The sequence below is a fragment of the Candidatus Eisenbacteria bacterium genome (genome assembly GCA_035577985.1).
Lineage (GTDB): Bacteria > Desulfobacterota > Binatia > DP-6 > DP-6 > DATJZY01.
On sequence record DATJZY010000022.1, the window covers coordinates 65,611 to 86,734 of the forward strand.

Sequence of the window (21,124 nt, forward strand, 5' to 3'; positions counted from 1 at the left end):
TTCGGATCCAATCGCCGGCCCGCGTTTGCGTTGACGCCAGATCAGGGGCTCGCGGCGATCTCCTGCGTCACCTCACCCGTGAGACTCGTGATCGTCGCGGCGCACGACGCCGATACGTGTCGTGCCGCGTTCTTCGCGTTCACCGCCCGCGCGGCCCGGCTGCCGGCGGCCCGGAGATCGGCCACCGCACGCTTGCGAAGCTTGTTCGCCTTCTTCCCGGTTGCCGACGTCACGGAGCCGAGGGCCGTGTCCGCGGCCTCGAGCTTCGTGCGCACGGCGCGGTCCACCACCGTGGGCACCGTGTCGGCTCCGCACAGCGGCTGGGCGAGAGCCGTCGCGAGCCGACAGCGAGCGAGATCCACCGCGACGAGCCCGCTGCACGCCGGGACGGTCGTCGTCGTAGTCGTGATCACGAGGACGGTGGAGGTCGTGGTCCCTAAGATCGTCGACGTCGTCGCGACGGGCATCGTCGTCGTCGCCGCCTCCGTCGTGGTGGTGGTCGTCGTGGTGGGCGCGACGCAGAACGAGAGGAGCTGGCACCCGCGACACACGACGCAGTCGCTCTGCGCAGGAACGACCGCGGCGCCCGAGCAGCCGTACGCGCTCGCGAAGGGGTCGGCGGTCGGCGAACAATCGCAGGCCTCGCCGCACGCCGCTTCAACCGTACCGTTGCCGCACATCTCGCCGCATCCGGGCAGCGTGGTGGTGGTCGTCGGCGCCGGGAGGATCGTCGTGGTCGTCGTCGGGACGGTCAGATCCGGCAGCGGATCGACGGCGACGTACGCGTGGCCACTGGCTCCGGTCACGGGGTCGCCGTCGGTCGTGGTGACCAGCGCCGTCGCAGTGTTCAGCGCGGAGACCTCCGCATAGAAGCTCCCGAACTGCACCTGGCTCGCCAGGAGCTGCATGTAGGGAGTCAGGCTGAGGCTCACGCGCATCGCGACCGGCTGTCCCACGTGCAAGCCGCTCACCGTGAACGAGCCGAACGAATCGGGGCACGCGCTGCCGAACGCTCGCCGACCCGTCGAGAAGATGAAGCCGGGGCTCTGGAAGTCAGTCGACGTGTCGGTGTACTGCGCCGCGTACCAGAACGAGACGCCGATCGCGACCTCCATGAAGGCATTGGTGTAGTGGTCGCAATCGATGTCGAGGACCGGCGTAAGGATGAACGACGTCGGGTCGCCGGCGTGCGGGGCCGCCGACGTGGGCGGCGGTGTGAGCACGTCGACGAAGAAGCCGCCCGCGCCGGCCCTGCGCGTACGCGCTCAGGTCATTCATGGCTTCCACGAACGGTGGCCCATAGGACTGGGGAAACGTCTCCGCCAACGCGTAGCCGTAGCCGCGCAGCACCCCGACCTTGCCGAGGGAGATCGCGGCGACGGCGGCATGGGCGGCGAAGTACTGGGACAGCCCGGCGCCGAAGAAGAAGGTGTCGGCGACGCCGCACCCGGCCCTGAAGCCGGTCTCGCCGTCGGGCATCGTCATCGGGGTCGACGTCACGGGCCCCACGTCCGGGAGCTGGGACCCGACGTCGCCGACTCCGATGGCGCACATCTCGTACGGGTCGGCGATGACGTAGTGCGGAGCGACGGCTGCTCGAACACGCGTGGCCGTCGCAGCGAAGAGCGCCATGAGGAGAAGGACACGAACCGGACGGCGCATGTGGCGCAACGCTCACACGCGACCATTGGAGCGTCAAGGAGAACGACGGTCGCAGTCGACTCGAGTGACGCAAATCGCAAGTGACGAACCACGTGTGTGGCCCATTTTGCCTCTTGCGCTCGAAACTCGGACCGAAGTGCCCCTTCGTGTCGAGGGAGTGTCCTCGGCGGCCGGAGCGCGCTACACGAGGCGATGGTCAACGCAGCCGTCAGCGTGATCCAGCCGCTGTTCGACGATCCGATCGTCGTCTCCATCCGGTTCCGCTATTCGACCGTCTATGCCGACGGCGTGACGCCCCTGCCCTCGAATCTCCTCGCCGCGAGCGAGTCGGGAATCCACGTGATCCCGTGGAACACGTACGTCGGCGCGCTGGCGGCAGGTGGGACGACGACGAACGACACCGCGGCGAATGCCTCACTCCCCGGCACGGCGTTGTCGACGAACGTCGATACGGCCAGCGCGAGCGGTCGGGCGATCGGCCTCGATACCCCGCCGGTGATGTTCGCGGACGGCAGCCTGGGTTTGGGTGGGCCGTACGATGGAATCGTCACCATCAATTCGAACGTGGCATTCACGTTCACGCGCCCGCCCGCGAGCGCGACGTACGATGCGCAGCGGTCGGTCGAGCACGAGATCGACGAAGTCCTCGGCCTCGGCTCCAGCATCGGCGTGCGTGCCGACCTCCGGCCGCAGGATCTGTTCAGCTGGTCCGCGGCAGGTGTGCGGAGCCTGACGTCCAGCGGATCGCGGTATTTCTCGATCGACGGCGGCGCGACGAGCATCGTCGGCTTCAACCAGGATCCGAGCGGCGACCGCGGCGACTGGCTGAGCGGGTCCTGCCCGCAAACGACTCCCTTCGTGCAGAATGCGTTCAGCTGCCCGGACCAATTCTCCGACGTGACGCTGACCTCGCCCGAAGGCATCAACCTCGACGTCATCGGCTACGACCTCATAACGGGCTCGACCACGTCGAGACCCACGACGTCGACCACTACCACGACCACGCTGCCATGCCCGTCGCCGCAGGTGGAGTGCTGTCCGGTGGGCCAGCCAGGCTGTGGGGTGTGTGGAACCGACTGTGGCAACGGGGGCTGCTGCCCCGCGAACCTTCCAGTGTGCGACAACGTCAATGGTCTCTGCATCACATGCGCACCGGGCCAGGTGGGTTGTTGTCCGGTGGGCCAGCCGGGCTGCGGCATGTGTGGAACCGACTGCGGCAATGGCGCGTGTTGCCCTGCGGCCCTTCCCGTGTGCGACAACGCCAATGGTCTCTGCGTCGCGCAGGCTCCGCAATGTCCCTCGGGCGAGACGCCATGCAGCGACGCGGCACTCGGCTTCCCGGACGTCGGGTGCTGCGCACAGCCGACGAAGGCAAAGCAGTGCGCGGCCGCGTGCAGGCAGATCATCTCGGCCTGCAAGACGAGCTGCGCGGCGACGACCCGTGCGAAGAAGTGTAAGAAGCGCTGTCAGAGCGCCATCGTGGGGCGCTGCAAGCGCGCTCGACCACACGCCTGCAGCTGAGCAATTGCCGGAAGCCCTCGACGCACACGCATGACCGGGCTTCCAGGCGCACCGGCGGCACGGGAGCGCAGATGCGAGGCTTGCCTCCGCTGAGAATTGGCCTGGCGTCCGACGATGGGATTGTATTACAACCACCAAGGTATTTCGCTTCCAGGAACGAACCTCACCTCACCCTGCCCCCGAGAGGAGTCCGACATGCGCCGCGTCTTCTCCTGTCTCGTCGTCCTAGTCGCCTCCTTGCACGCCGGCAGCGCGTCGGCCCAGGCCCCGGCCGAGCTGGTAAAGGATCTGGGGCCGGACCTTCCGGCGGTCGCACAGTTCGCCACCGCTGCGGTCCGTGCAGGATCGGTCTGGTACTTCGGCGAGAAGGAGCTCTGGCGCACGGACGGGACCGACACCGGTACCGTTCTGGTGAAGGACATCAATCCGCTCGGGAACTCGCTCCCGGACCGGTTCGCTACCGATGGACACACGATCTGGTTCGTGGCGGACGACGGCGTGCACGGGCGGGAGATCTGGTCGTCCGACGGGACGGCCCAGGGCACGACGCTTTACCTCGACGTCGTCCCGGGGGCCGTCGGGTCCGATCCATTCTCCCTGCGCGTGATCGGGAACCTGTTGTTCTTCATGGTCGCCGACCCCGGCGGCTCCCCGATCTCTCTCTGGCGGGGCGACGGCACGCCGGGTGGAACGTTCGCCCTCGCGCACGCGGCGGCGTCGCCGTATCTGCCGCCCGAGGCCGTCGGCGGCACTCTCCTGTTCGAGAACTGCGACACGATCTGTTCGCTCTGGAGCAGCGACGGCACGGTTGCCGGAACGACCATGCTCGCCGACATCGGAGAGGTCGGGACCGATCTTGGTGGTCGGCTCCGCTTCGTGGCAGCTGGAAACCGCGTCTACGTCATCAATCCGACGAGGGCCGGTGGGGGCTCGCTCTGGACCACCGACGGCACGGGCGCGGGCACCACGAAGGTGCTCGATGCGCCAGGACCGGAGCTGGGAAGCGATGCCATTCTCGTAAACACGGCCGGGCTCGCGAAGGACGGCGATCTCTACTTCGTTACGAACACGCCGGTCGTGCCGATCACCGGCGACGTCGCGAGCTCCACGCTCTGGCGGACGAACGGCAGCCCCGGCAACGCGACGGCGATCAAGCAGATCCTGCGGGATCCGGCCTATGGCACCGAGTACGACTCGCAGGCGTTCATCGGATCGCTGATCCCGGTCGACGACGACGTCTATTTCCTCGCTCGCGGCTACATCCTCTTCCAGGATGCCGGGGTCTACCGGACGAACGGCACCGCGGCGGGAACGTCGCTCACGACGCTGCCGAAGCAGCCGAATGCCTTCTACCTCGTGAACGGCACGCCGCTGTTCGGAACCTACGACCAGCTCTGGATCACCGACGGGACGCCGAGTGGAACCCACCCCATCACGCCGCACGGCGACGGCGCCGGGGTCAACGGCGGTATGGACGTGGGCGACACGCTCGTGATTCCGTCCGCGCAGTGCAACGTGCCCGCCTTCCGCCGCTTCGCGCTGGGCCAGCCCGGCACCTCGCTCCTTCAGCCGCGCCCGACGGTGCCGACCTCGGGCGCCCCGCTGGGCGCGCCCAACTACGGCGACACGTGTGGCGGTGGCTCCAGCCTGAAGGGCGCCTCCGCCGAGCTCGCCGGCTCGATGCTGTACGCGGGCACCGACAGCGTCTCTGGCTCGTCGACCACGCCGCTTTGGCGCACCGACGGGACCGACGCCGGAACGTACCAACTGGACACGCTCACCGAGCCCTGTTTGACCCGACTCGGAACGAGAGCCCTGTTCTTCCGGAACAGCGAGGAGCTTACCGCAACCACCGGAACCGTCGCAGGCACCCAGAAGCTGGCGGACGTTCCGAACTTCGTGGCGTGCCCCGTGGTGATGGGGACGAGCGCGTACTTCTCTTCCCTTCCGACCACCCAGGGAGCGCTCTGGAAGACCAACGGCACGCCCGCCGGGACGTTTCAGGTGGTCCTCTTCAACGCAGGGGCACCCGACGCTCTCCACGCCGTCGGCAACAAGCTCTTCTTCCAGAACCTCAGCGGCAACCAACTGTGGGTCAGCGACGGAACGTTCCCGGGAACGACGATCCTCCTCAACTATGTGCCGAACCCCATCGGGGCGCCTCCGCTCGAGGCGATGCTCTCCGCCGGTTCCAATTTGATCTTCGGAAACATGGCCGACCAGGGCCTTTGTGCGGTGTGGCGGAGCGACGGTACCGCGGCCGGGACCTACGGCGTCGCCTACACGGGGACCGCCGGAAACCTGTACACCGGCTGTGGGATGTACGACTCCATGGCGACCGTCGGCAGCCAGGTGCTCTTCTTCGTCAACAATGTAACCGAGGCGCAACTCTGGAAGACCGACGGCACGCTGGCGGGGACCACGATGGTCACTGGAGGCATACCTGGCGGAGGCAGCCTGTTCGTCTACCTTCCCAGCGTCGTCGGGACGATCGGTCAGCACCTCATCTTCGTGCCGACCGACGGCAGCGTCTGGACGAGCGACGGCACCGCACTCGGCACGCATCCTTTGCCGAGCGTGCCGAACGACGCCTTCATCAACTCCCGCTACAATGCACTCGGCTCGGCTGACGGCGTCTTCTTTCTCATGGGCCAGGATCCGGAGCACGGCGGCGAGCTCTGGCGCACCGATGGCACGGACGCCGGCACGTGGTTGCTGGACGACGTCGTCAAAGGTCCCGACTCGTCGTGGCCGACGGCCCTCGGCTCGCTCGGAACGACGGTCTTCTTCTCGGCCAAGGACGAGCGCCATCTCGGCACCTCGCAGCTCTTCAAGATCGAGAACGCCGGTACGTGCGGCAACGGGACGATCGAAGGCACCGAGCTCTGCGACGACGGCAACGGCGACGACGGCGACGCGTGTACGACGGGCTGCGTGCCGAACGTCTGCGGTGACGGCATCGTCAAGGTGGGCGTCGAGGAGTGTGACGACGGCAACACGCTCGACGGCGATTGCTGCTCGTCGTCGTGCATGCTCGACGCCGCCGGGACGTCGTGCGCCGACGACGGCGATCCATGTGGCGTCGAGCAGTGCGACGGCGCAGGCGCCTGCATCCACACGAACCCGGCGCTGGCCGGAACGGTCTGCCGGCCGGGCGCCGGTCCGTGCGACGTCACGGACCAATGCGACGGCGTGAATCCCACCTGCCCCTTCGACCTCTTCGATGAGACGCAGCAGGTCTGCCGCGCGTCGACGGCGTCGTGCGACATCGAGGAGGTGTGCAGCGGGACTGCCGCCGCGTGCCCGTTCGACCGGAGCTGCACCGGGGGTAGCACGACGACGACGAGCACGACCCCCGGACCAACCACCACGTCGACGACGATCCCGCCGCCGCTCACCTGCGCGCCGGCGCCCGTCTCGGGGTGCAAGCGATCCGCGGTGCCGGCCAAAGGCCTGCTGTCGATCAAGAACAGCACCAAGGACGCGGGAGACAGCCTCACCTGGAAGTGGTCCCGCGGCCCGGCCGTGGCGCCAGGGGAGTTCGGTGATCCCCTCAACACCCACGACTACGTGCTGTGTCTCTACGAAGGTTCGGGCAACACGCTGACCTTCCAGGCGAGGCTGCCCACGAACGCGTCGGGCCTGTGCTTCCCGGAGCCGTGCTGGAAGGCCAAGGGACCGACGAAGTTCGCCTACCAGAGCAAGCCGCCCTCCTCGTTCCCCGACGGCGTGAAGTCGCTCCTTCTCCAGAGCGGGCTCGACCAGAAGTCGAAGGTCACCGCCAAGGCAAAGGGTTTCGGGCTCTCGAACCGTCCTTTCGGGTTGCCGACGCCACCTCTCAACGCGCCGCTCCTCGTCCAGCTTCAGAGCGAGGCCGGCACGTGCTTCGAGGGGTCGTTCAGCACTCCGACCGTGAACGCCGGAGGGAAATTCAAAGCGAAGAGCGACTGAGCGTCGGCGACTACGGCAGCTGCGTCCGCGTGAGTGCCGGAACCGGGATCGCCGTGAGCTGGAGGAAGCGGTAGCGGACGGTGCTCCCCGGATCCTGGTCGCTGCACCGGAAGTCGACGACGCCGGGGCCGACGTTCGTCGTCTGCACGAAGAGCGTACTGGTGGTCACGCCGTGACCGATGAATTCGGCCTTCGAGTTGGGACCGTTCGGCGGGACCAGGTGACAGGTCACGATGCCGCTGAAGTCGGTCGGGCTCGCCGACCACACGATCGACGCGAAGATGACGTGGTTGCCGTCGCTGACGGTGAGCTTGGCGATCGAGGCGGCCGGGGTGTTCGCCGACGGCGTGCTCGGAAGGTCCTTGTCGGTCTGGGTGAAGCCGTCGACGAAGACGTTCTGCACGCCCGCCGTCTCGGGATCGCTGCCAGGCTCCGCGCAGCCCGGAGGCTGGACCTCCGGCGCGAGGTCGGCGCAGCCGATCGCCCCGTCGGCGATCTCGTCGGAGGTGACGCCGCTCTGGGCGAGGGCTCCGTGCATCCTGGCGCGGAATCTCGTGCTCCTCGCCTCGGCAGCGCCGGCGACGCCGGCGAGCAGCATGATGGACGCGAACGCGAGGGTCTGGATGGTGCGCGGGGTCATGTCGTGGTCTCCTTCCGGAGCCACTACGCACGGGGCCTCGCCACGGATGCAGGGGGGGATGCGGGTCTGCCGGCGCCCCATCGAGTGCGAGGGAGCCCGTCTACAGACCGTAGATCCGGGCCACGTTCCGTCCGAGGACCTTGGCGCGCGTCTCGGCCGAGAGCGGGGCCACGAACCGCTCCAGCGCGCGTGCCCACGTGCCGGGGTGGTCCGGGTGGGGAAAGTCCGTCGCCCAGATGAAGCAGTCGGCGCCCACGTGGTCGACGATCCAGGGCGCGGCGGTCTCGTCCGGATCGGCGGAGATGAAGCACTGCTCGCGGAAGTAGTCGCTTGGCCGTCGTGTCAGGCCGGCCGGCAGACCCTGCCCCACCTCCGCTACGGCGTTCGCACGATCGAGGAAGGACCCGATCCAGCCCGCGCCCGACTCGAGCACGCCGAGTCGCAGGGTCGGGAAGCGGTCGAGCGTCCCGAGCGCGATGCACGAGAGATAGGCCTGCTGCACGCCCTGGCGCAGCATGACGTTGTAGAAGAAGTCGCGCGCACGACCGAGACGCTTGAAGCGGACCGGTGCGGCCCAGAACGGCTCGAAGGTCGGATGGATCGCGAGCGGCACGCCGAGCGCCGCCGCGCGCGCGTAGAGGGCGTCATGGTCCGGGTGTCCGTGCGCCTTGCGCGAGTGCGTGAACGGCGCCACGAACGCGCCCCTGCACCCGTCGGCGACCGCGCGCTCGAGCTCGTCGGCGGAGCCGACCGGATCGAGCAGCGTCAGGTGCGCGATGGGAACGAGCCGCCCCCCGGAGTCGCGACAGAAGTCGGCGATCCAGCGGTTGTAGGCGCGCTGGTAGGCGAGCGTGAGCTCGGGATCCTCGAGCTCGCACTCCCACAGGAGCCCGATCGTCGGATAGAGGATGCTCTTCGCGAGGTTCTCCCGGTCGAGGAGCCGGACGCGTTCACGCGCGTCGCCCGCGCCGAAGGGCATGGAGGTCGCGTAGCGACGATCCGGCGCGGGCCGCGCCGTGGCGTCGCCCATGGCGCCGAGGAGCCCGAGCGAGCCGTCGCGCGTTCGGGCGGACGGCTTGCCGTCGATCTCCAGGTACTCGAGCCCGGCGTCGTCGACGCGGATGCGAAGCGCGCGCGTCCGGTATTTCTCCTCGAGATAGTCCTCCCAGAGCGTCGCCGACTCGAGCACGTGGCCGTCGGCGTCGATGGTGCCGTCGTAGGGAAAGCGGACGATCTCGTAGGTCATCGCGCGCCAGGTTCCACGGAAGACGCCGTCATGCGGTCAGCCTAGTCCACCGGCGGCACGGCGATCCAGCGACCGCCACCTCACGAACGCGCGCGGCCGCCCAGCATCCCCAGGTGCGTGTGGTGGAAGCTCGTCGGGTACTTGAGCCCGAACCCGAGCAGCCGGTCCATGCCGATGTGTCCGAGCCAGATGAGGGCGATCGCGCAGGCCGTCCCGTTCCCCATGGCGACACCCGCGGCGCCGAGCGCGGCCGGAAGCGCGTACGTATGGACGGCGTTGTAGGCAACGGCGCCGACGCGCGTCCCGCCGAGATAGCCGAGCATCCCGACGTCCGGCGCCAGCAGCAGGACGACGTAGAGGAGCCACGACCACCCGAACGCCGGATAGAAGAAGAGCGACAGCGCGAGCAGCGCGCCGCCCTCGCTGCGAAGCAGGACCGCCGGGAATCCCGTGACCACACCCGGTTCGCCGGTCATCGTCACACCGGCGGCGGCGACGTCCGCCAGTGTGGCGGGTAGGTCTTGTCGTAGCTCGGGCGCGCGCGCATCCGGTCGCGCCAGGCGCCGATCCACGGCGCGACGCCGCCGACGTCGATGCCCGCCCGACCCGCGAGCTCGACGAACGGCAGCCAGCTCGTGTCGGCGCGGGTGAACGTCTTGCCCATGACGAAGTCGCCGCCGCGCTTGGCCGCGCGCCCATCCACTCGCCCCAGCTGTGCGCGGACCGCGGCGCGTCCCGCGTCGATCGCCTTCTGGTCCCGCTCGTCCGCCGGCGTGAAGAACACCTGCCGCGCGAGCGCGCTGAAGGCCTCGAAGAAGTACAGCGTGCACTCGGTCTCCTCGATCCGGACGAGGGCCCGACCGGCCGGGTCGGAGGGAAGGAGCGGCGGCGCAGGATGGCGATCCTCCAGGTACTCGAGGATCGGTTGCGACTCGTACAGCGCGAGGTCGCCGGCGACGAGAGCGGGCACCTTGGCATGCGGGCTGATCGCGACGTACTCGGCCTTCTTCAAGTCGCCCGCCTGGAAGCTCAGGAGCACGGCCTGGTGCTCGATCGCCTTCTCGACCAGGGCCAGGTGCACGCGCCACGCGAACGGCGAGCCGGACGCGAAGAAGAATCGCAGCATGACGGACCTCCTCTGGAGATCCGGGTAGAGCGGGACGCCGACTGGTGCAAGCGACGCGCAGGCGTTGTCGCACGAGGCGTGGCCCGCTAGCTTCGCGCTTCGCCGTCATTCCACGGAGGGGGAACGTCACCATGAGGTACGAGATTGCCGTCGCGCTGCTCGCCGGCCTGGCCGCCATGGCCGTCGCGGCGCCGCCGCCCGCGGCGCTCACGCCGCAGGATCGTGTCGCGGTCTTCAAGGCGGCGCGGTTCAAGGCACGCGGCAACCAGTACGTCCGCTGCGAGGAGGACCCGCCGACCGCGTCGTACGTGCCCGGCAAGATCGAGGTCGTCGATTTGAATGGCGACGGCCGCCCCGAGGCCTGGGTCACCGAGAGCAGCACCTTCTGCTACGGCAACACCGAGCAGTTCTTCGTCCTCGTCACGAAGGACGAGAGCGGCGCCTGGCGCGCGCTCCTGGAGGAGGCCGGCGTGCCGACGGCGCTCGCGACCAAACGCCAGGGCTGGCCCGACATCGAGGTCGGCGGACCCGGGTTCGGGAAGTTCCCGGTCCGCCACTGGAACGGCAAGACCTACGACGGGCCGAAGCAGGCGCGCTAGAGACAGCGGCTGAGCAGCACGCGCTGACCCGTGAGGGTCGCCGTCGCGACGTCGGGCTTCCCGTCGCCGTCGAAGTCCGCGGACGCCAGCGCCGCCGACCCGCTGGTGAACGTGCCCACGACGTTCGCGAACGTGCCGTCCCCATTGCCGGTGAAGAGGCCGACGGTCGCGTTCGGCCCGGCCGAGATCACGAAGTCGAGCCGGCCGTCGCCGTTGAAATCGCCCCCGGCGAGCGAGGTGGGCAGGCCGCCGGCGTAGTACTCGACGCTCGAGCCGAAGGTCCCGTCGCCGTGGCCGAGCAGGATGCTCAGGTCCGAGGAGTTGTTGTTCGCCGTCGCCAGATCGATCTTGCCGTCGCCGTTCACGTCCCCGGCCACGATCGAGTAGGGGAACCGGCCCACCTGGTAGGACACCGGGGGGCCGAACCCCCCGCTGCCGTCGCCGAGCAGGACGGCGACGACACCCCGGCCGCCGGGCGGACCGCCGCCGGTCGCGGCCAGGTCGAGCTTCCCATCACCGTTCAGGTCCGCCACCGCAACGGCCCGGCCGATGTCGGCCGAGGGGTACTGACCTTGCCCGCGAACGTGCCGTTGCCGTTGTTCAGCAGCACGACCACCGACGGCTGGGTCGCCACGACCAGGTCTGGCTTGTTGTCCCCGTTGAAATCGGCTGCGACGACGTCGTGGAAGTCGCGGGTACCCACGAAGTACGGGATGGGGCCCTCGAAGCTCCCGTCCCCCCTCCCCATGAGGACCGACACGTTCACCACCGTGCTGGGTCCGGTGGGCGGCGGGTCGCTCATGAAGTTCGCCGCCGCCAGATCCACCGTGCCGTTCCCGTCGAGGTCGGCGACCGCAATGCCGTGGACGTCGCCGCCGACGTCGACCCCGGTGAGCTCCCCGAACGTGCCGTCGCCGTTGCCGAGACGCACCATGACGCTCGGGTTGGCGGCGAGCAGCAGGTCGCGCTTCCCGTCGCCATTCAAGTCGGCGCCGGCGACGGCCTGGTCGGTGCCCCCGGCGAGCTGGGGTCCCACCACGAACGTCGTGACGCAGCCCGACCCCGGCCTCAGGGTCGTCCCCGTGGCCGTGCACACGATCCGGCCGCGCCGGCACTGCCGCCAGAGCTTCGTGCGGCAGCGCTTCTGCTGCTTCTTCTTCGCGAGGCCGCCGCAGTCCCCGTCCACGCGCGCGGCACAGCTCTCCTTGCAGACCTGGAGCGGCACCTTGGCGACGGCGGGCATCGCCACGAACAGCACGACGAGGAGGGCGGCGGCGCGTGACGAGGGCATCGTCGGGACGCGTCGTCTACCCGAGCCGGAGCGGTCTTGGCAATCGCCGGCGAGACAATGCGCCGCGCCACGCGCTCGCTTTCCCCGTCAAAAGTCGCATTTTTTGGGCCGTAGCGCTTGTCTTTCTCTTCGCCACGACCTATGCGGGGCCCTCAATCCGGTCGTTTTTACCCAGGGGAAAGGATGTGGATATGGCGAAGAAGGCAGCGAAGGCGTCACCGGTTCGGGCTCAGTCGAAGCTGAACCTCAGCAAGCCGCTCAAGATCGGCGCGTCGTCCAAGCCGCGCAGCAAGGGCGACGTCTTCCGGACGATCGCGGACAGCGTCGGCATTCACCGGCGTGACGTGGCGTCGGTGTTCCACGCGCTCGGGGCCGTCATCAAGGCCGATCTGTCGAAGGGCGGAGCCGGCGTCTTCAAGGTGCCCGGTCTCATGCGCATCACCGTCAAGCGCAAGCCCGCAACCAAGGCGCACATGGGCATCAACCCGTTCACGAAGGAGCAGGTGATGTTCAAGGCGAAGCCGGCGCGCAACGTGGTGCGCGTCCGGCCGCTCGCGGGCTTGAAAGAGATGGTCTGATCGCAGAACACTTCCGCAGCCGGCCGGTGCGAGCGAGAGATCTCGCCCCCGGCCGGCTATCGGAGTGCCCGCTGGTCGCGTAGCATCACGCGCTCGTGACCACGCCCCGATCGCGCTATCGCATCGACGACACGCGCGACTACAGCCACCGCTTCCACGCCGGCAACGTCGGCGACGTCTGGAAGCATTGCGTGCTGGTCGAGATCCTGCGCCGCGTGGCCGCGGCACGACGCGTCGCCTACGTGGAAACCCATGCGGGAGAAGGGTTCTATCCACTCGGCCCGACCGGCGAATGGAGCGAGGGCATCGGCCGTCTGTGGGCATCGTTCGAGACGACGACGCGTGACGACGCCGTTGCACGCTACGTCGCGCTCTGCCGCCGCCTCGGCGCCGGTGGCGAACGTCCCACGCGCTATCCGGGCTCGCCCGCGCTCGCGCGCGACGTGCTCGGCGCGAATGCCGAGCTGACGCTCTGGGAGCGCGACAATACGACGCTCGCGCGCCTCGCCGAGCATACGAAGAGTGACTCGCGCGTGCGTCTCGTCTGCGGCGACGGCCTCGCCGCGCTGGGCGGCGCGATCCACGGCGCCGAAGCCGGTGCCGACGCGCAGGTCGTGCTCGTCGACCCGCCCTACACGCAGAAGGCGGACTGGACGCTCGTGCCCGATGCGCTCGTGCGCGCCCTGCGACATTCGCGTCGCGCGTGCGTCGTGCTCTGGTACCCGGTGAAGAGTCTCACGCGGCCGAACGCGATGATCGCGAAGCTCGCGGCGGCGGGAGTGCCGGGAACGATCGCGGAGCTCGTCACGACGCCGCTCGAGCACCAGCGCCAGCGCTTGAACGGCAGCGGTCTCCTCCTGGTTCGTCCGCCGGACGGAGCGCTCGAGGCGATCTCCGCCGCCGCACCCGTGATCGGCGAGCGGTGCGCGACGCACGCGGGCGCCTGGTCGGCGAGGATGCAGGCCTGGACGTGAGCGCGGCGATCAGCGCTTGCGGCGCTTGGCCGGCGCGCCACGCTTGGCGGCCGCCGGTGCCTCGCGGGCCGGGCTTCGCTTCGGAGCCGGAGCGGGGGGAGCCGGCGCGTGCGCGACGACGATCTTCGGGGGCGGCGGAACCTCGATCGGCTTGAGGCTCGCCGCCTCGAGCCAGCCCTCGACCCCGTCCTTCGTGGTGCGCACCCGGTAGCGCGGGTCGGCAGCCCGGCGGGGCTGCCAGGCCAGGATCTCGACCTCGGCCCCATGGGGGACGGTCGCCACCGGAGCCGTCCCGGTCGAGTCCATCAGCGCAACTCGGCGGGAACCATGGCTTCCGCAGGTCACCACCACCCGACGACCCACGGCCAGGACCGGAGCCCGCTCACGCTTCGTCGGCGCGGGCAAGGGTCGGGCGCGGGCGGAATATGGTTGCGAAGCGGAACCCCACGGTCGGGGGGGCATTGGACCTCCTCGGTCGCGGCCTTGACCCTGCGCCGACCACGCGAAGGCCTCACTCGCGGGTCGGTGGCGCCACGTCGACCGCCTTGGAGAGAAACCCGAGGTCGGTGACGCAAGCTACGGTTGATAATAGGCTTCTTCCGAGCCGCTGTCAAACTGAAACGCGCGCAAAATCCGATGGTTCACCGTCTCCCTGCGTCCAGCAGCTCCTCCAGCAGACGGTGCCCTTCGAGCCATTCGCCGAGGCCCGACTCGGCGTTGATGTGCCCGCGATCCCCCAGCTCGACGAGCCGAGCGCCCCAGCCGTCTGCGAACGCGCGTGCTTGCCCGGGCTCGATGTAGGGATCGGACGCGCTCGCGACCACGATCGCCGGAAACGGAAGCGACGCGAGCGGCACCGGCGAGAAGCTCTCGACCTCGGGGATGAGGTGGCGGACCTCGTCCACGTCCGGAGGCGCTACGAGCAGCGCTCCGACGACGCGGTCGCACGCCGCACGCGCCGCCCAGTGCGCCACAAGCGCGCACCCGAGGCTGTGGGCGACGAGGGCGACCTCGCCCGGCGCGCGACCGACGGCCGCATCCAGGTTCGCCACCCAGGCGTCGCGCTGGGGGTGCTCCCAATCGTCCTGCACCACCCGGACGTAGCCGAAGCGGCGCTCCCACAACGTCTGCCAGTGCTCCGGGCCGGAGTCTCCGTACCCGGGCAGCACGAGGACGGTCGGCGAGGGCATTCGGGCACGAAAGCACGAATGTCCGGCAGGTCCAATCGCGCATCCGCGCCCGCACGCCGGGCGTAGTGACGACGGCGCGGCGCCGCGCCACAGGAAGGCGACGATGCGACGATCCGTGATCGTGATCCGGGCAGGGCTGCTGGCGATCGGTCTGCTCGCCACGGCGGGCGCGGCAGAGCCGCCCTGTCGCGGCACGTACGTCGCCGACGCGCCGCTCCTCGCCGCCGACGTGAGCCCGGAGATCGTCGATGTCGGTGATCGCGCAGTCACGCTCACCGGGTGCGGGACCACGCGCGCCCGCATCGCCAGCCGCGGTGGAGCGACGCGCGTGAAGGCCGTCTTCCGCTCGTGCGCCGCCGTCGCGGGAAAGGTCCGGCTCGCTGCCACGACCGAGGCACCGCGGTGCACGACGCTCCTCGGCGTGGTTCGCGCGCGACGCGCGGGCATCGCCGCCGCGTTCAGCGCGAGCGTTCCGGCGACGATCACCGGGCGGGTCGTCGTCGCCGGAGCCGGTGCCTCTGCGGCCGACGCCGAATTCGTGCCGGGCGAGATGATCGTTCGTTTCCGCGAGCAAGGAGCGCGCGCCCTCTCCAACGGACCGGCCGGCCCCGACGCCGGCTCGCCCCTCGCCGGTGACCCGCACGGTACCGGCGGCGCGCTCTACCGCGTGGCGCCGCCGGCGCGGCCGGGGGCGCGCTCGCTCGGAGACCCGCGCCGGGAGACGCTCGACGCGGTCGCCGCGATGCGAGCGCGCGCCGACGTGCTGTGGGCACAGCCGAACTACGTCCGGAAGCCCCTGCGCGTCCCGAACGACGAGTTCTTCCCGCTCCAGTGGCACTACCCGCTCATCTCGCTTCCCGAAGCGTGGGACGTGACCATCGGCTCGCCCGACGTCGTCGTGGCGGTCGTCGACACGGGACTCCTGATCGGCCATCCGGACATCGATCGCGGGCGTCTCGTCCCCGGCTTCGACTTCATCTCCGACCCGACCGTGGCGCAGGACGGCGACGGCATCGACCCCGATCCGTTCGACGTCGGCGATGGCACGCCGAGCGTTCCCTCCTCTTTCCACGGCACCCACGTCGCCGGCACGATCGGCGCCGCCACCGACGACGGGACCGGCGTCGCGGGCGTCGACTGGAACGCGCGCATCATGCCGGTCCGCGTGCTCGGCGCGGGCGGCGGCTCCGATTTCGACATCGCGCAGGGCATCCGCTTCGCCGCCGGCCTCGACAACGTCTCCGGCCAACGTCCCGCGCAGCGCGCCGACGTCATCAACCTCTCCCTGGGTGGTCCGGGCGTCTCGCCCGCCATGCAGGAGGCGATCCGCGACGCGCGCGCCGCCGGGACGATCGTCGTCGCGGCCGCCGGCAACGACGACGTGGACGCCGCGGGCTTCAGCCCCGCGGCGTTTCCGGAGGTGGTGTGCGTCGCCGCCGTCGACCTCGCCCGCGCCAAGGCCTTCTATTCGAACTTCGGCGCCGTCGTCGACATCGCGGCGCCCGGCGGCGACACGCGCGTCGACACCGACCGCGACGGCTTCGCCGACGGTGTTCTCTCCACGCTCGGCGACGATACGAGCGGTTCGATCACGGCCGTCTTCGGCTTTCTGCAGGGGACCTCGATGGCCGCCCCGCACGTGACCGGCGTCGTCGCGCTCATGCAGGCGGCGTTCATGGAGGCGCATGCCGGCGCGCGCATGACGCCCGACGCGCTCGACGCGCTCCTGCGCGCCGGTGCGCTCACGGACGCGCTCGCGGGCGGGTTCGGCGGCCGCGGCCTCGTCAACGCGCACAAGGCCGTGCTGGCCGCGCAGAGCGCCGTCCCGGACGACGGCGAGGGCCCGCCCACGCCTCCGACACCTCCCGTGGACGAAGAAATCCTCGTCCTGCTCGTGGACCCAGCGACGCAGACGGTGGTCGCACAGACCGACACCGATGCCGGGCGCGGCTTCGCGTTCACGCTCGGCGGGGTGCGCGCGGGTCACTACGTCCTCGCGGCGGGCACCGACCGTGACGGCGACGGCCTACTCGGCGGGACGGGCGAGGTGTTCGGACAGTCGAGCGTCGACGTCGCCGCGGGCGACGACCTCGCCGCCGAGATCCGGCTGGTCGAAGATGCGGACCAGGATGCGGCGCTCAGCCGGCCGGTTGCGCTTCGAACGCGCTGAAGTCGGGCTCGCGCGTGCGCCACCAGTACTCGAGCGTGAAGCCGGACCAGTTGTTCGTGACCTTCCCCGACGCCGTCTTGTACCAGCTCGTGCAGCCCGCATCCCATGCCGTCTGCTTGAGATCGTCCTGGAGATGGGCGTTGAAACGCGCCATCGCATCCGTCCGGACATCGAGCCACGCGAGCCGACGCTCGGTGATCGCGCGGACGCACGCGATGACGTAGCGCACCTGGCATTCGACCATGAAGATGATCGAGTTGTGGCCGAGGTTCGTGTTCGGACCGTAGAGCATGAAGAGATTGGGAAAGCCGGACACCGCGACGCCGAGGTAGGCCTCGGCGCCGTCGCGCCACGCCTCCGAGAGCCGCCGGCCGCCGGCGCCTTCGATCTCCATCGGCGCCAGGAACGTCGTCGTTTCGAAGCCCGTCGCGAATATGATCGTGTCCGCGGGCCGTGTCGTGCCGTCCTGCGTGACGACGCCGTCGCGGGTCACGCGGACGACGGCGTCGGTCACCACCTCGACGTTCGGGCGCTCGAGCGCCGGATAGTAGTCGTCGGAGATGAGGATGCGCTTGCAGCCGACGGGGTAGTCGGGCGTCAGGATCGCGCGCAGGCGGGGGTTCGTGATCTGTGCCTCCAGGTGCTGCCGTGCGGCCTGCTCGGCCAGCTTCGAGAGACGGCTGTCCTTGAAGAAGCCGAAGAAGCGCGCCTCGAGCATGAGCCAGATCCAGCTCCGATAGAGACGGTTCACGAGCGGCACGTGCCGGAAGATCCACTTCTCCGCGGGCCGGTACGCGCGATCGTTGCGCGGGACGAGCCAATTGGGCGTGCGCTGGTAGATCGTGAGCTGCTTCGTGAGCGGCGCGATGCACGGCACGAACTGGATGGCGCTGGCGCCGTTGCCGACCACGGCGACGTTCGTCCCCGTGAGGTCGCGCGTGTGATCCCACCGCGCGGAGTGGAACCAGCGGCCGCCGAAGCTCTCGAGCCCCGGGATCGCCGGGACGTGCGGGCGATTCAGCTGTCCCGTCGCGCTCACCATCACCCGGGCGGTGATCTCCTCGCCGCCGGCCGTGCGCAGGCGCCACGTGCCGGCGGCCTCGTCGAACCGCGCGGCCGCGATCTCGACGCCGTAGCGGATGTGCGGCCGCAGGCCGTGCCGCTCGATGCAATGCTCCAAGTAGCGATGGATCTCCGGCTGCGCCGAGTACTTGCGGCTCCAGTCCGGATTCGGCTCGAACGAGAAGCAGTAGAGATGCGACGGCACGTCGCACGCGACGCCGGGGTATGTGTTGTCGAGCCAGGTGCCACCCGCGTCCGGCGACTTCTCGTAGATCGTGAAGGACTCGAAGCCGGCGCGCTTCAGCTGAATGCCCATGCAGATGCCGGCGACGCCGGCGCCGAGCACGGCGATCGTGGGAGCTTCGTCCGGCACGATCGGCCGGCGTATACCACCGCCGCCGTCCTGGAAAGCGACTTCGCGGGCGCGTTGACGCGCGAGCCTTCAGTTGGTAGCGGCGCCCTGGGAACGACGATCGGATCCTGCTCGCTTGGCCGAAGGGGGGAATGCGATGGCTCGCATGTCGGCTTGCGGCTGGTTCGTGGGAACGCTTCTGCTCTGGGGCACGTTCGCGTACGCACTGCCCGCGGCGGTCGACACCGACCAGGACGGATACCTGGATGGGTTGGAGACGCTGCTCGGCTCCGATCCGGCGGACGCGACCAAGACGCCGGAGAGCGTCGCCAATCCACCGGCGTGCCTCGACGGCATCGACAACGACGGCGACGGCGCGACCGACATCGACGATCCCGGCTGCCTCGTTCCGCCCGCGGTCGAGGACGTCTTCCCGCCCTCGGGGATCGACGTCTTCGACTCGCACATGACGCTCGACGGCTACGACCTTGCGACGCCGTTCGGCGTCTGCACCGTCGACTTCGACGCGCACGGCCCGACCGTGGTCCGGCGCGGCGATCCGATCGACCTGGGCGGCGGCCTGCGCCAGATCGACACCGAGATGCTCGCCATGGAGCTCACCGGCATCGCGACGGTGGTGGGCGGCGTCGGCTGCGCGCTCCCGACCGGCGACGTGATGGTGACCGTGTTCGAGGACCCGATGCAGACCTCGGTCGGCAAGGTGACCGACACGAACCCCGATCCGACGAAGGACTTCAAGGCCGACAGCTTCTTCGACGTGTTCTTCGACGTCGACGTCGGCGGCACCGTCCTGCAGGGCGGGCCGCCCGGCGGTCCGCCGGGAGCGCCGGTGCACGTGACGAACCAGGTCGCCTCGTTGCCGCCGTACCACTCGGCGACGAATCCCGACTGCTACCAGGTCGCGGGTCTCGCCCACGAGCACTGCCCGAAGTCGCCGCCAGACCACTTCAAGTGCTACACGGCGAAGTTCCCGAAGTTCACCAAGCAGCAGGTGACGCTGCTCGATCAGTTCGGCCAGCGCCAGGCGCAGGTGTTGAAGCCGCGGTTCCTGTGCACGCCCAGCACGAAGGGCAACGAGCCGCTCTACAACGAAACGAACCACCTCACGTGCTACGCGGTGAAGCCCGAGAAGCTGAAGCACACCGTCACGATCCACAACCAGTTCGGGCAAGGACAGGTGACGACCAAGAAGACGAGCCTGCTCTGTCTGCCGACCGAGAAGAACGGCGAGGGTGCCGCCATCGAGGTCGACCACTTCTTCTGCTACACGGGCAAGTTCCCGGGCGGCCCCGCCAAGCGCGACGTGCGGATGGTCGACCAGTTCAAGACCGAGGAGAACAAGGCCGGACGCGCGATCGTGCTCTGCAACCCGGTCAGCAAGAACGGCGAGGGCATCCGCAACCCGCTCGATCATCTCGTGTGCTACGCCTTGAAGCCCCAGCGCGAGAAGCGCACCGTCTCGATCTCGAACCAGTTCGGCACCGCCGACGTGAAGATCACGAAGTCGGCCATGCTCTGCACGCCGACCGGGAAGGTCGACAACGAGACGACGACCACGACGACCACGCCCGTCACCACGACGACGCAGCCGCCCGGGCGGGCGCTCGTGCCACTCGCACAGATTCCGGGCGTCCCCGCGGGCAACATCTGCCTCTCGGACGTCGAGCCCGCCCCGGACGGCTGCGTGGAACCGGCGCACCCCTCGTGTCCGATGGTCCACCTCCACTACACGATCCTGATTCACGTCGGCACGATGACCGTCGGCCCGGTCGTCGACACGTTCCTGGACCCGTGCGGGCACGGTGGCATCACGACCGATCCCGACTGCGGGCCGGACGACATTCCGGACTGCGTGCACTGACGCCGGCGACTCCGCGCGCTTGACACCCCCGCCGTCCGGCCGCTAGCGGCGCACGCGACCATGCGTGTGCACGTGCTCGCCGCCACGGTCCTGTTCGCCACGGCGTTCGTGGTGCGGTGGTGGCTCCTCCAGGGCCTCATCCTCGGCGACGACCCGCAGGAGTTCGCGGTGCTCCTGCACATCCTGGCGAACGGACCGCTGCTGACCGACCAGCTCCACGTCCGTTTCGCGGGCTGGATCTTCAACCACCTGGCCTTCCTCCTCTTCGGCGTCTCGGAGACGGCGTTCCTCGCGCCGACGTGGATCCTCACGTCGACGTTTCCCATCATGGCCTACGCCATCCTCGTGCGGTGGCGATACACGCGGCTGCAGGCGTTCCTCGGCGGCCTCTTGGTCGCGACGGCGCCGTTCGAGGTGGTGCTGGGGACGGTGCGCGCGAACGACTCGTACCTGGAGCTCGCGATCGCCGCCGGCTTCACCGCGCTCGTCCTGCTCGAGGGGTGGCCCGTGTGGCAGGGCATCGTGCTCGCCCTGTGCCTGTGGTTCGGCTTCTACGTGAAGCTGTGGGTCGTCTACGCGCTGCCGGCGCTCGGACTCTACTACCTCGTCGGACGCCGCTGGCGCGGCGCGATCGCGTTCGCGATCGCGAGCCTCGTCGTCCACGCCGCGACGTGCGCCTACTGGCACCGGCGCGTCGGGACGTACTTCCCGTTCATCTCGACCCACGCGGCGAACTACGCCGTCCATCCCGATCAGCTCGTCGAGCTCTTCCTCAAGTACGTGCGCCTCATGTTCGTCGGCTCGTTCGAGTTCCCGACCACGCTGTGGGGGGCGGTGCCGTACGTCGTCGTCGTCCTGCTCGCGGTGAAGATCGTCGCGA

General features: G+C 69.4%; 19 protein-coding genes. 9 read left to right on the forward strand and 10 right to left on the reverse strand.

The genetic code is table 11. The annotated features are described in order from the left end of the window. Positions 1-41 precede the first annotated feature (41 nt). Positions 42-1,223, reverse strand: coding sequence for a hypothetical protein (locus VMS22_03000; protein ID HXJ32981.1), 1,182 nt, complete (start codon positions 1,221-1,223; stop codon positions 42-44). Positions 1,224-1,357: 134 nt separating this feature from the next. On the opposite strand from VMS22_03000, the gene VMS22_03005 reads away from it, so the two are divergent. The 3 genes from VMS22_03005 (at position 1,358) to VMS22_03015 (ending at position 7,134) form a co-directional block, all read left to right on the forward strand. Further along, on the forward strand, positions 1,358-1,579 hold the full coding sequence (locus tag VMS22_03005; protein ID HXJ32982.1) for a hypothetical protein: 222 nt from the start codon (positions 1,358-1,360) through the stop codon (positions 1,577-1,579). A 275-nt stretch (positions 1,580-1,854) separates the two neighbouring features. Further along, positions 1,855-3,183, forward strand: coding sequence for an NF038122 family metalloprotease (locus tag VMS22_03010; protein HXJ32983.1), 1,329 nt, complete (start codon positions 1,855-1,857; stop codon positions 3,181-3,183). A gap of 195 nt (positions 3,184-3,378) precedes the next feature. Further along, the gene (locus VMS22_03015; GenBank protein ID HXJ32984.1) at positions 3,379-7,134 is read left to right on the forward strand and encodes a DUF4215 domain-containing protein; all 3,756 of its coding nucleotides are present in this window, start codon (positions 3,379-3,381) and stop codon (positions 7,132-7,134) included. A gap of 10 nt (positions 7,135-7,144) precedes the next feature. On the opposite strand, the gene VMS22_03020 is transcribed toward VMS22_03015, so the two are convergent. The 4 genes from VMS22_03020 to VMS22_03035 form a co-directional block, all read right to left on the reverse strand. Next, entirely contained in the window at positions 7,145-7,774 is a 630-nt protein-coding gene (locus VMS22_03020) for a hypothetical protein (GenBank protein HXJ32985.1), read from the reverse strand. 100 nt (positions 7,775-7,874) lie between these two features. Further along, positions 7,875-9,020 carry an amidohydrolase family protein gene (locus tag VMS22_03025; GenBank protein HXJ32986.1) on the reverse strand — a complete coding sequence of 382 codons (1,146 nt, stop codon included), beginning with the start codon at positions 9,018-9,020 and terminating at the stop codon, positions 7,875-7,877. Between the two features lie 80 nt (positions 9,021-9,100). Continuing rightward, complete coding sequence (locus VMS22_03030) at positions 9,101-9,496, reverse strand: DUF4260 domain-containing protein (GenBank protein ID HXJ32987.1); 396 nt, start codon at positions 9,494-9,496, stop codon at positions 9,101-9,103. Positions 9,497-9,498: 2 nt separating this feature from the next. Beyond that, complete coding sequence (locus VMS22_03035) at positions 9,499-10,146, reverse strand: glutathione S-transferase family protein (protein HXJ32988.1); 648 nt, start codon at positions 10,144-10,146, stop codon at positions 9,499-9,501. A gap of 131 nt (positions 10,147-10,277) precedes the next feature. Between VMS22_03035 and VMS22_03040 the strand changes: the two genes are divergently transcribed. Continuing rightward, positions 10,278-10,745, forward strand: coding sequence for a hypothetical protein (locus VMS22_03040; protein ID HXJ32989.1), 468 nt, complete (start codon positions 10,278-10,280; stop codon positions 10,743-10,745). Here the strand turns inward: VMS22_03040 and VMS22_03045 are convergent. Further along, positions 10,742-11,278, reverse strand: coding sequence for a VCBS repeat-containing protein (locus tag VMS22_03045; GenBank protein ID HXJ32990.1), 537 nt, complete (start codon positions 11,276-11,278; stop codon positions 10,742-10,744). The genes VMS22_03040 and VMS22_03045 overlap by 4 nt on opposite strands. After that, entirely contained in the window at positions 11,266-12,036 is a 771-nt protein-coding gene (locus VMS22_03050) for a VCBS repeat-containing protein (GenBank protein ID HXJ32991.1), read from the reverse strand. The genes VMS22_03045 and VMS22_03050 overlap by 13 nt, the downstream gene beginning before the upstream one ends. A gap of 191 nt (positions 12,037-12,227) precedes the next feature. Between VMS22_03050 and VMS22_03055 the strand changes: the two genes are divergently transcribed. Continuing rightward, on the forward strand, positions 12,228-12,614 hold the full coding sequence (locus VMS22_03055; protein HXJ32992.1) for an HU family DNA-binding protein: 387 nt from the start codon (positions 12,228-12,230) through the stop codon (positions 12,612-12,614). Between the two features lie 95 nt (positions 12,615-12,709). Then, positions 12,710-13,588 (forward strand): 23S rRNA (adenine(2030)-N(6))-methyltransferase RlmJ, encoded by an 879-nt coding sequence (gene rlmJ / locus VMS22_03060; protein HXJ32993.1) that lies wholly within the window; start codon positions 12,710-12,712, stop codon positions 13,586-13,588. A gap of 9 nt (positions 13,589-13,597) precedes the next feature. Here rlmJ and VMS22_03065 read toward each other — a convergent pair whose 3' ends face one another. Next, positions 13,598-13,894, reverse strand: coding sequence for a hypothetical protein (locus tag VMS22_03065; GenBank protein ID HXJ32994.1), 297 nt, complete (start codon positions 13,892-13,894; stop codon positions 13,598-13,600). A gap of 335 nt (positions 13,895-14,229) precedes the next feature. Then, positions 14,230-14,778 (reverse strand): alpha/beta hydrolase, encoded by a 549-nt coding sequence (locus tag VMS22_03070; protein HXJ32995.1) that lies wholly within the window; start codon positions 14,776-14,778, stop codon positions 14,230-14,232. Positions 14,779-14,881: 103 nt separating this feature from the next. Between VMS22_03070 and VMS22_03075 the strand changes: the two genes are divergently transcribed. Continuing rightward, positions 14,882-16,948 (forward strand): S8 family peptidase, encoded by a 2,067-nt coding sequence (locus VMS22_03075; protein ID HXJ32996.1) that lies wholly within the window; start codon positions 14,882-14,884, stop codon positions 16,946-16,948. Here the strand turns inward: VMS22_03075 and VMS22_03080 are convergent. Next, a complete protein-coding gene (locus tag VMS22_03080; protein HXJ32997.1) occupies positions 16,917-18,383 on the reverse strand; it encodes an NAD(P)/FAD-dependent oxidoreductase in 1,467 nt (488 codons plus the stop codon). The genes VMS22_03075 and VMS22_03080 overlap by 32 nt on opposite strands. A 136-nt stretch (positions 18,384-18,519) precedes the next feature. On the opposite strand from VMS22_03080, the gene VMS22_03085 reads away from it, so the two are divergent. Together VMS22_03085 and VMS22_03090 are read left to right on the forward strand one after the other, a co-directional pair. Further along, positions 18,520-20,244 carry a hypothetical protein gene (locus tag VMS22_03085; GenBank protein ID HXJ32998.1) on the forward strand — a complete coding sequence of 575 codons (1,725 nt, stop codon included), beginning with the start codon at positions 18,520-18,522 and terminating at the stop codon, positions 20,242-20,244. Between the two features lie 60 nt (positions 20,245-20,304). Beyond that, a partial coding sequence (locus tag VMS22_03090; protein HXJ32999.1) for a hypothetical protein occupies positions 20,305-21,124 on the forward strand: 820 nt, incomplete at its 3' end.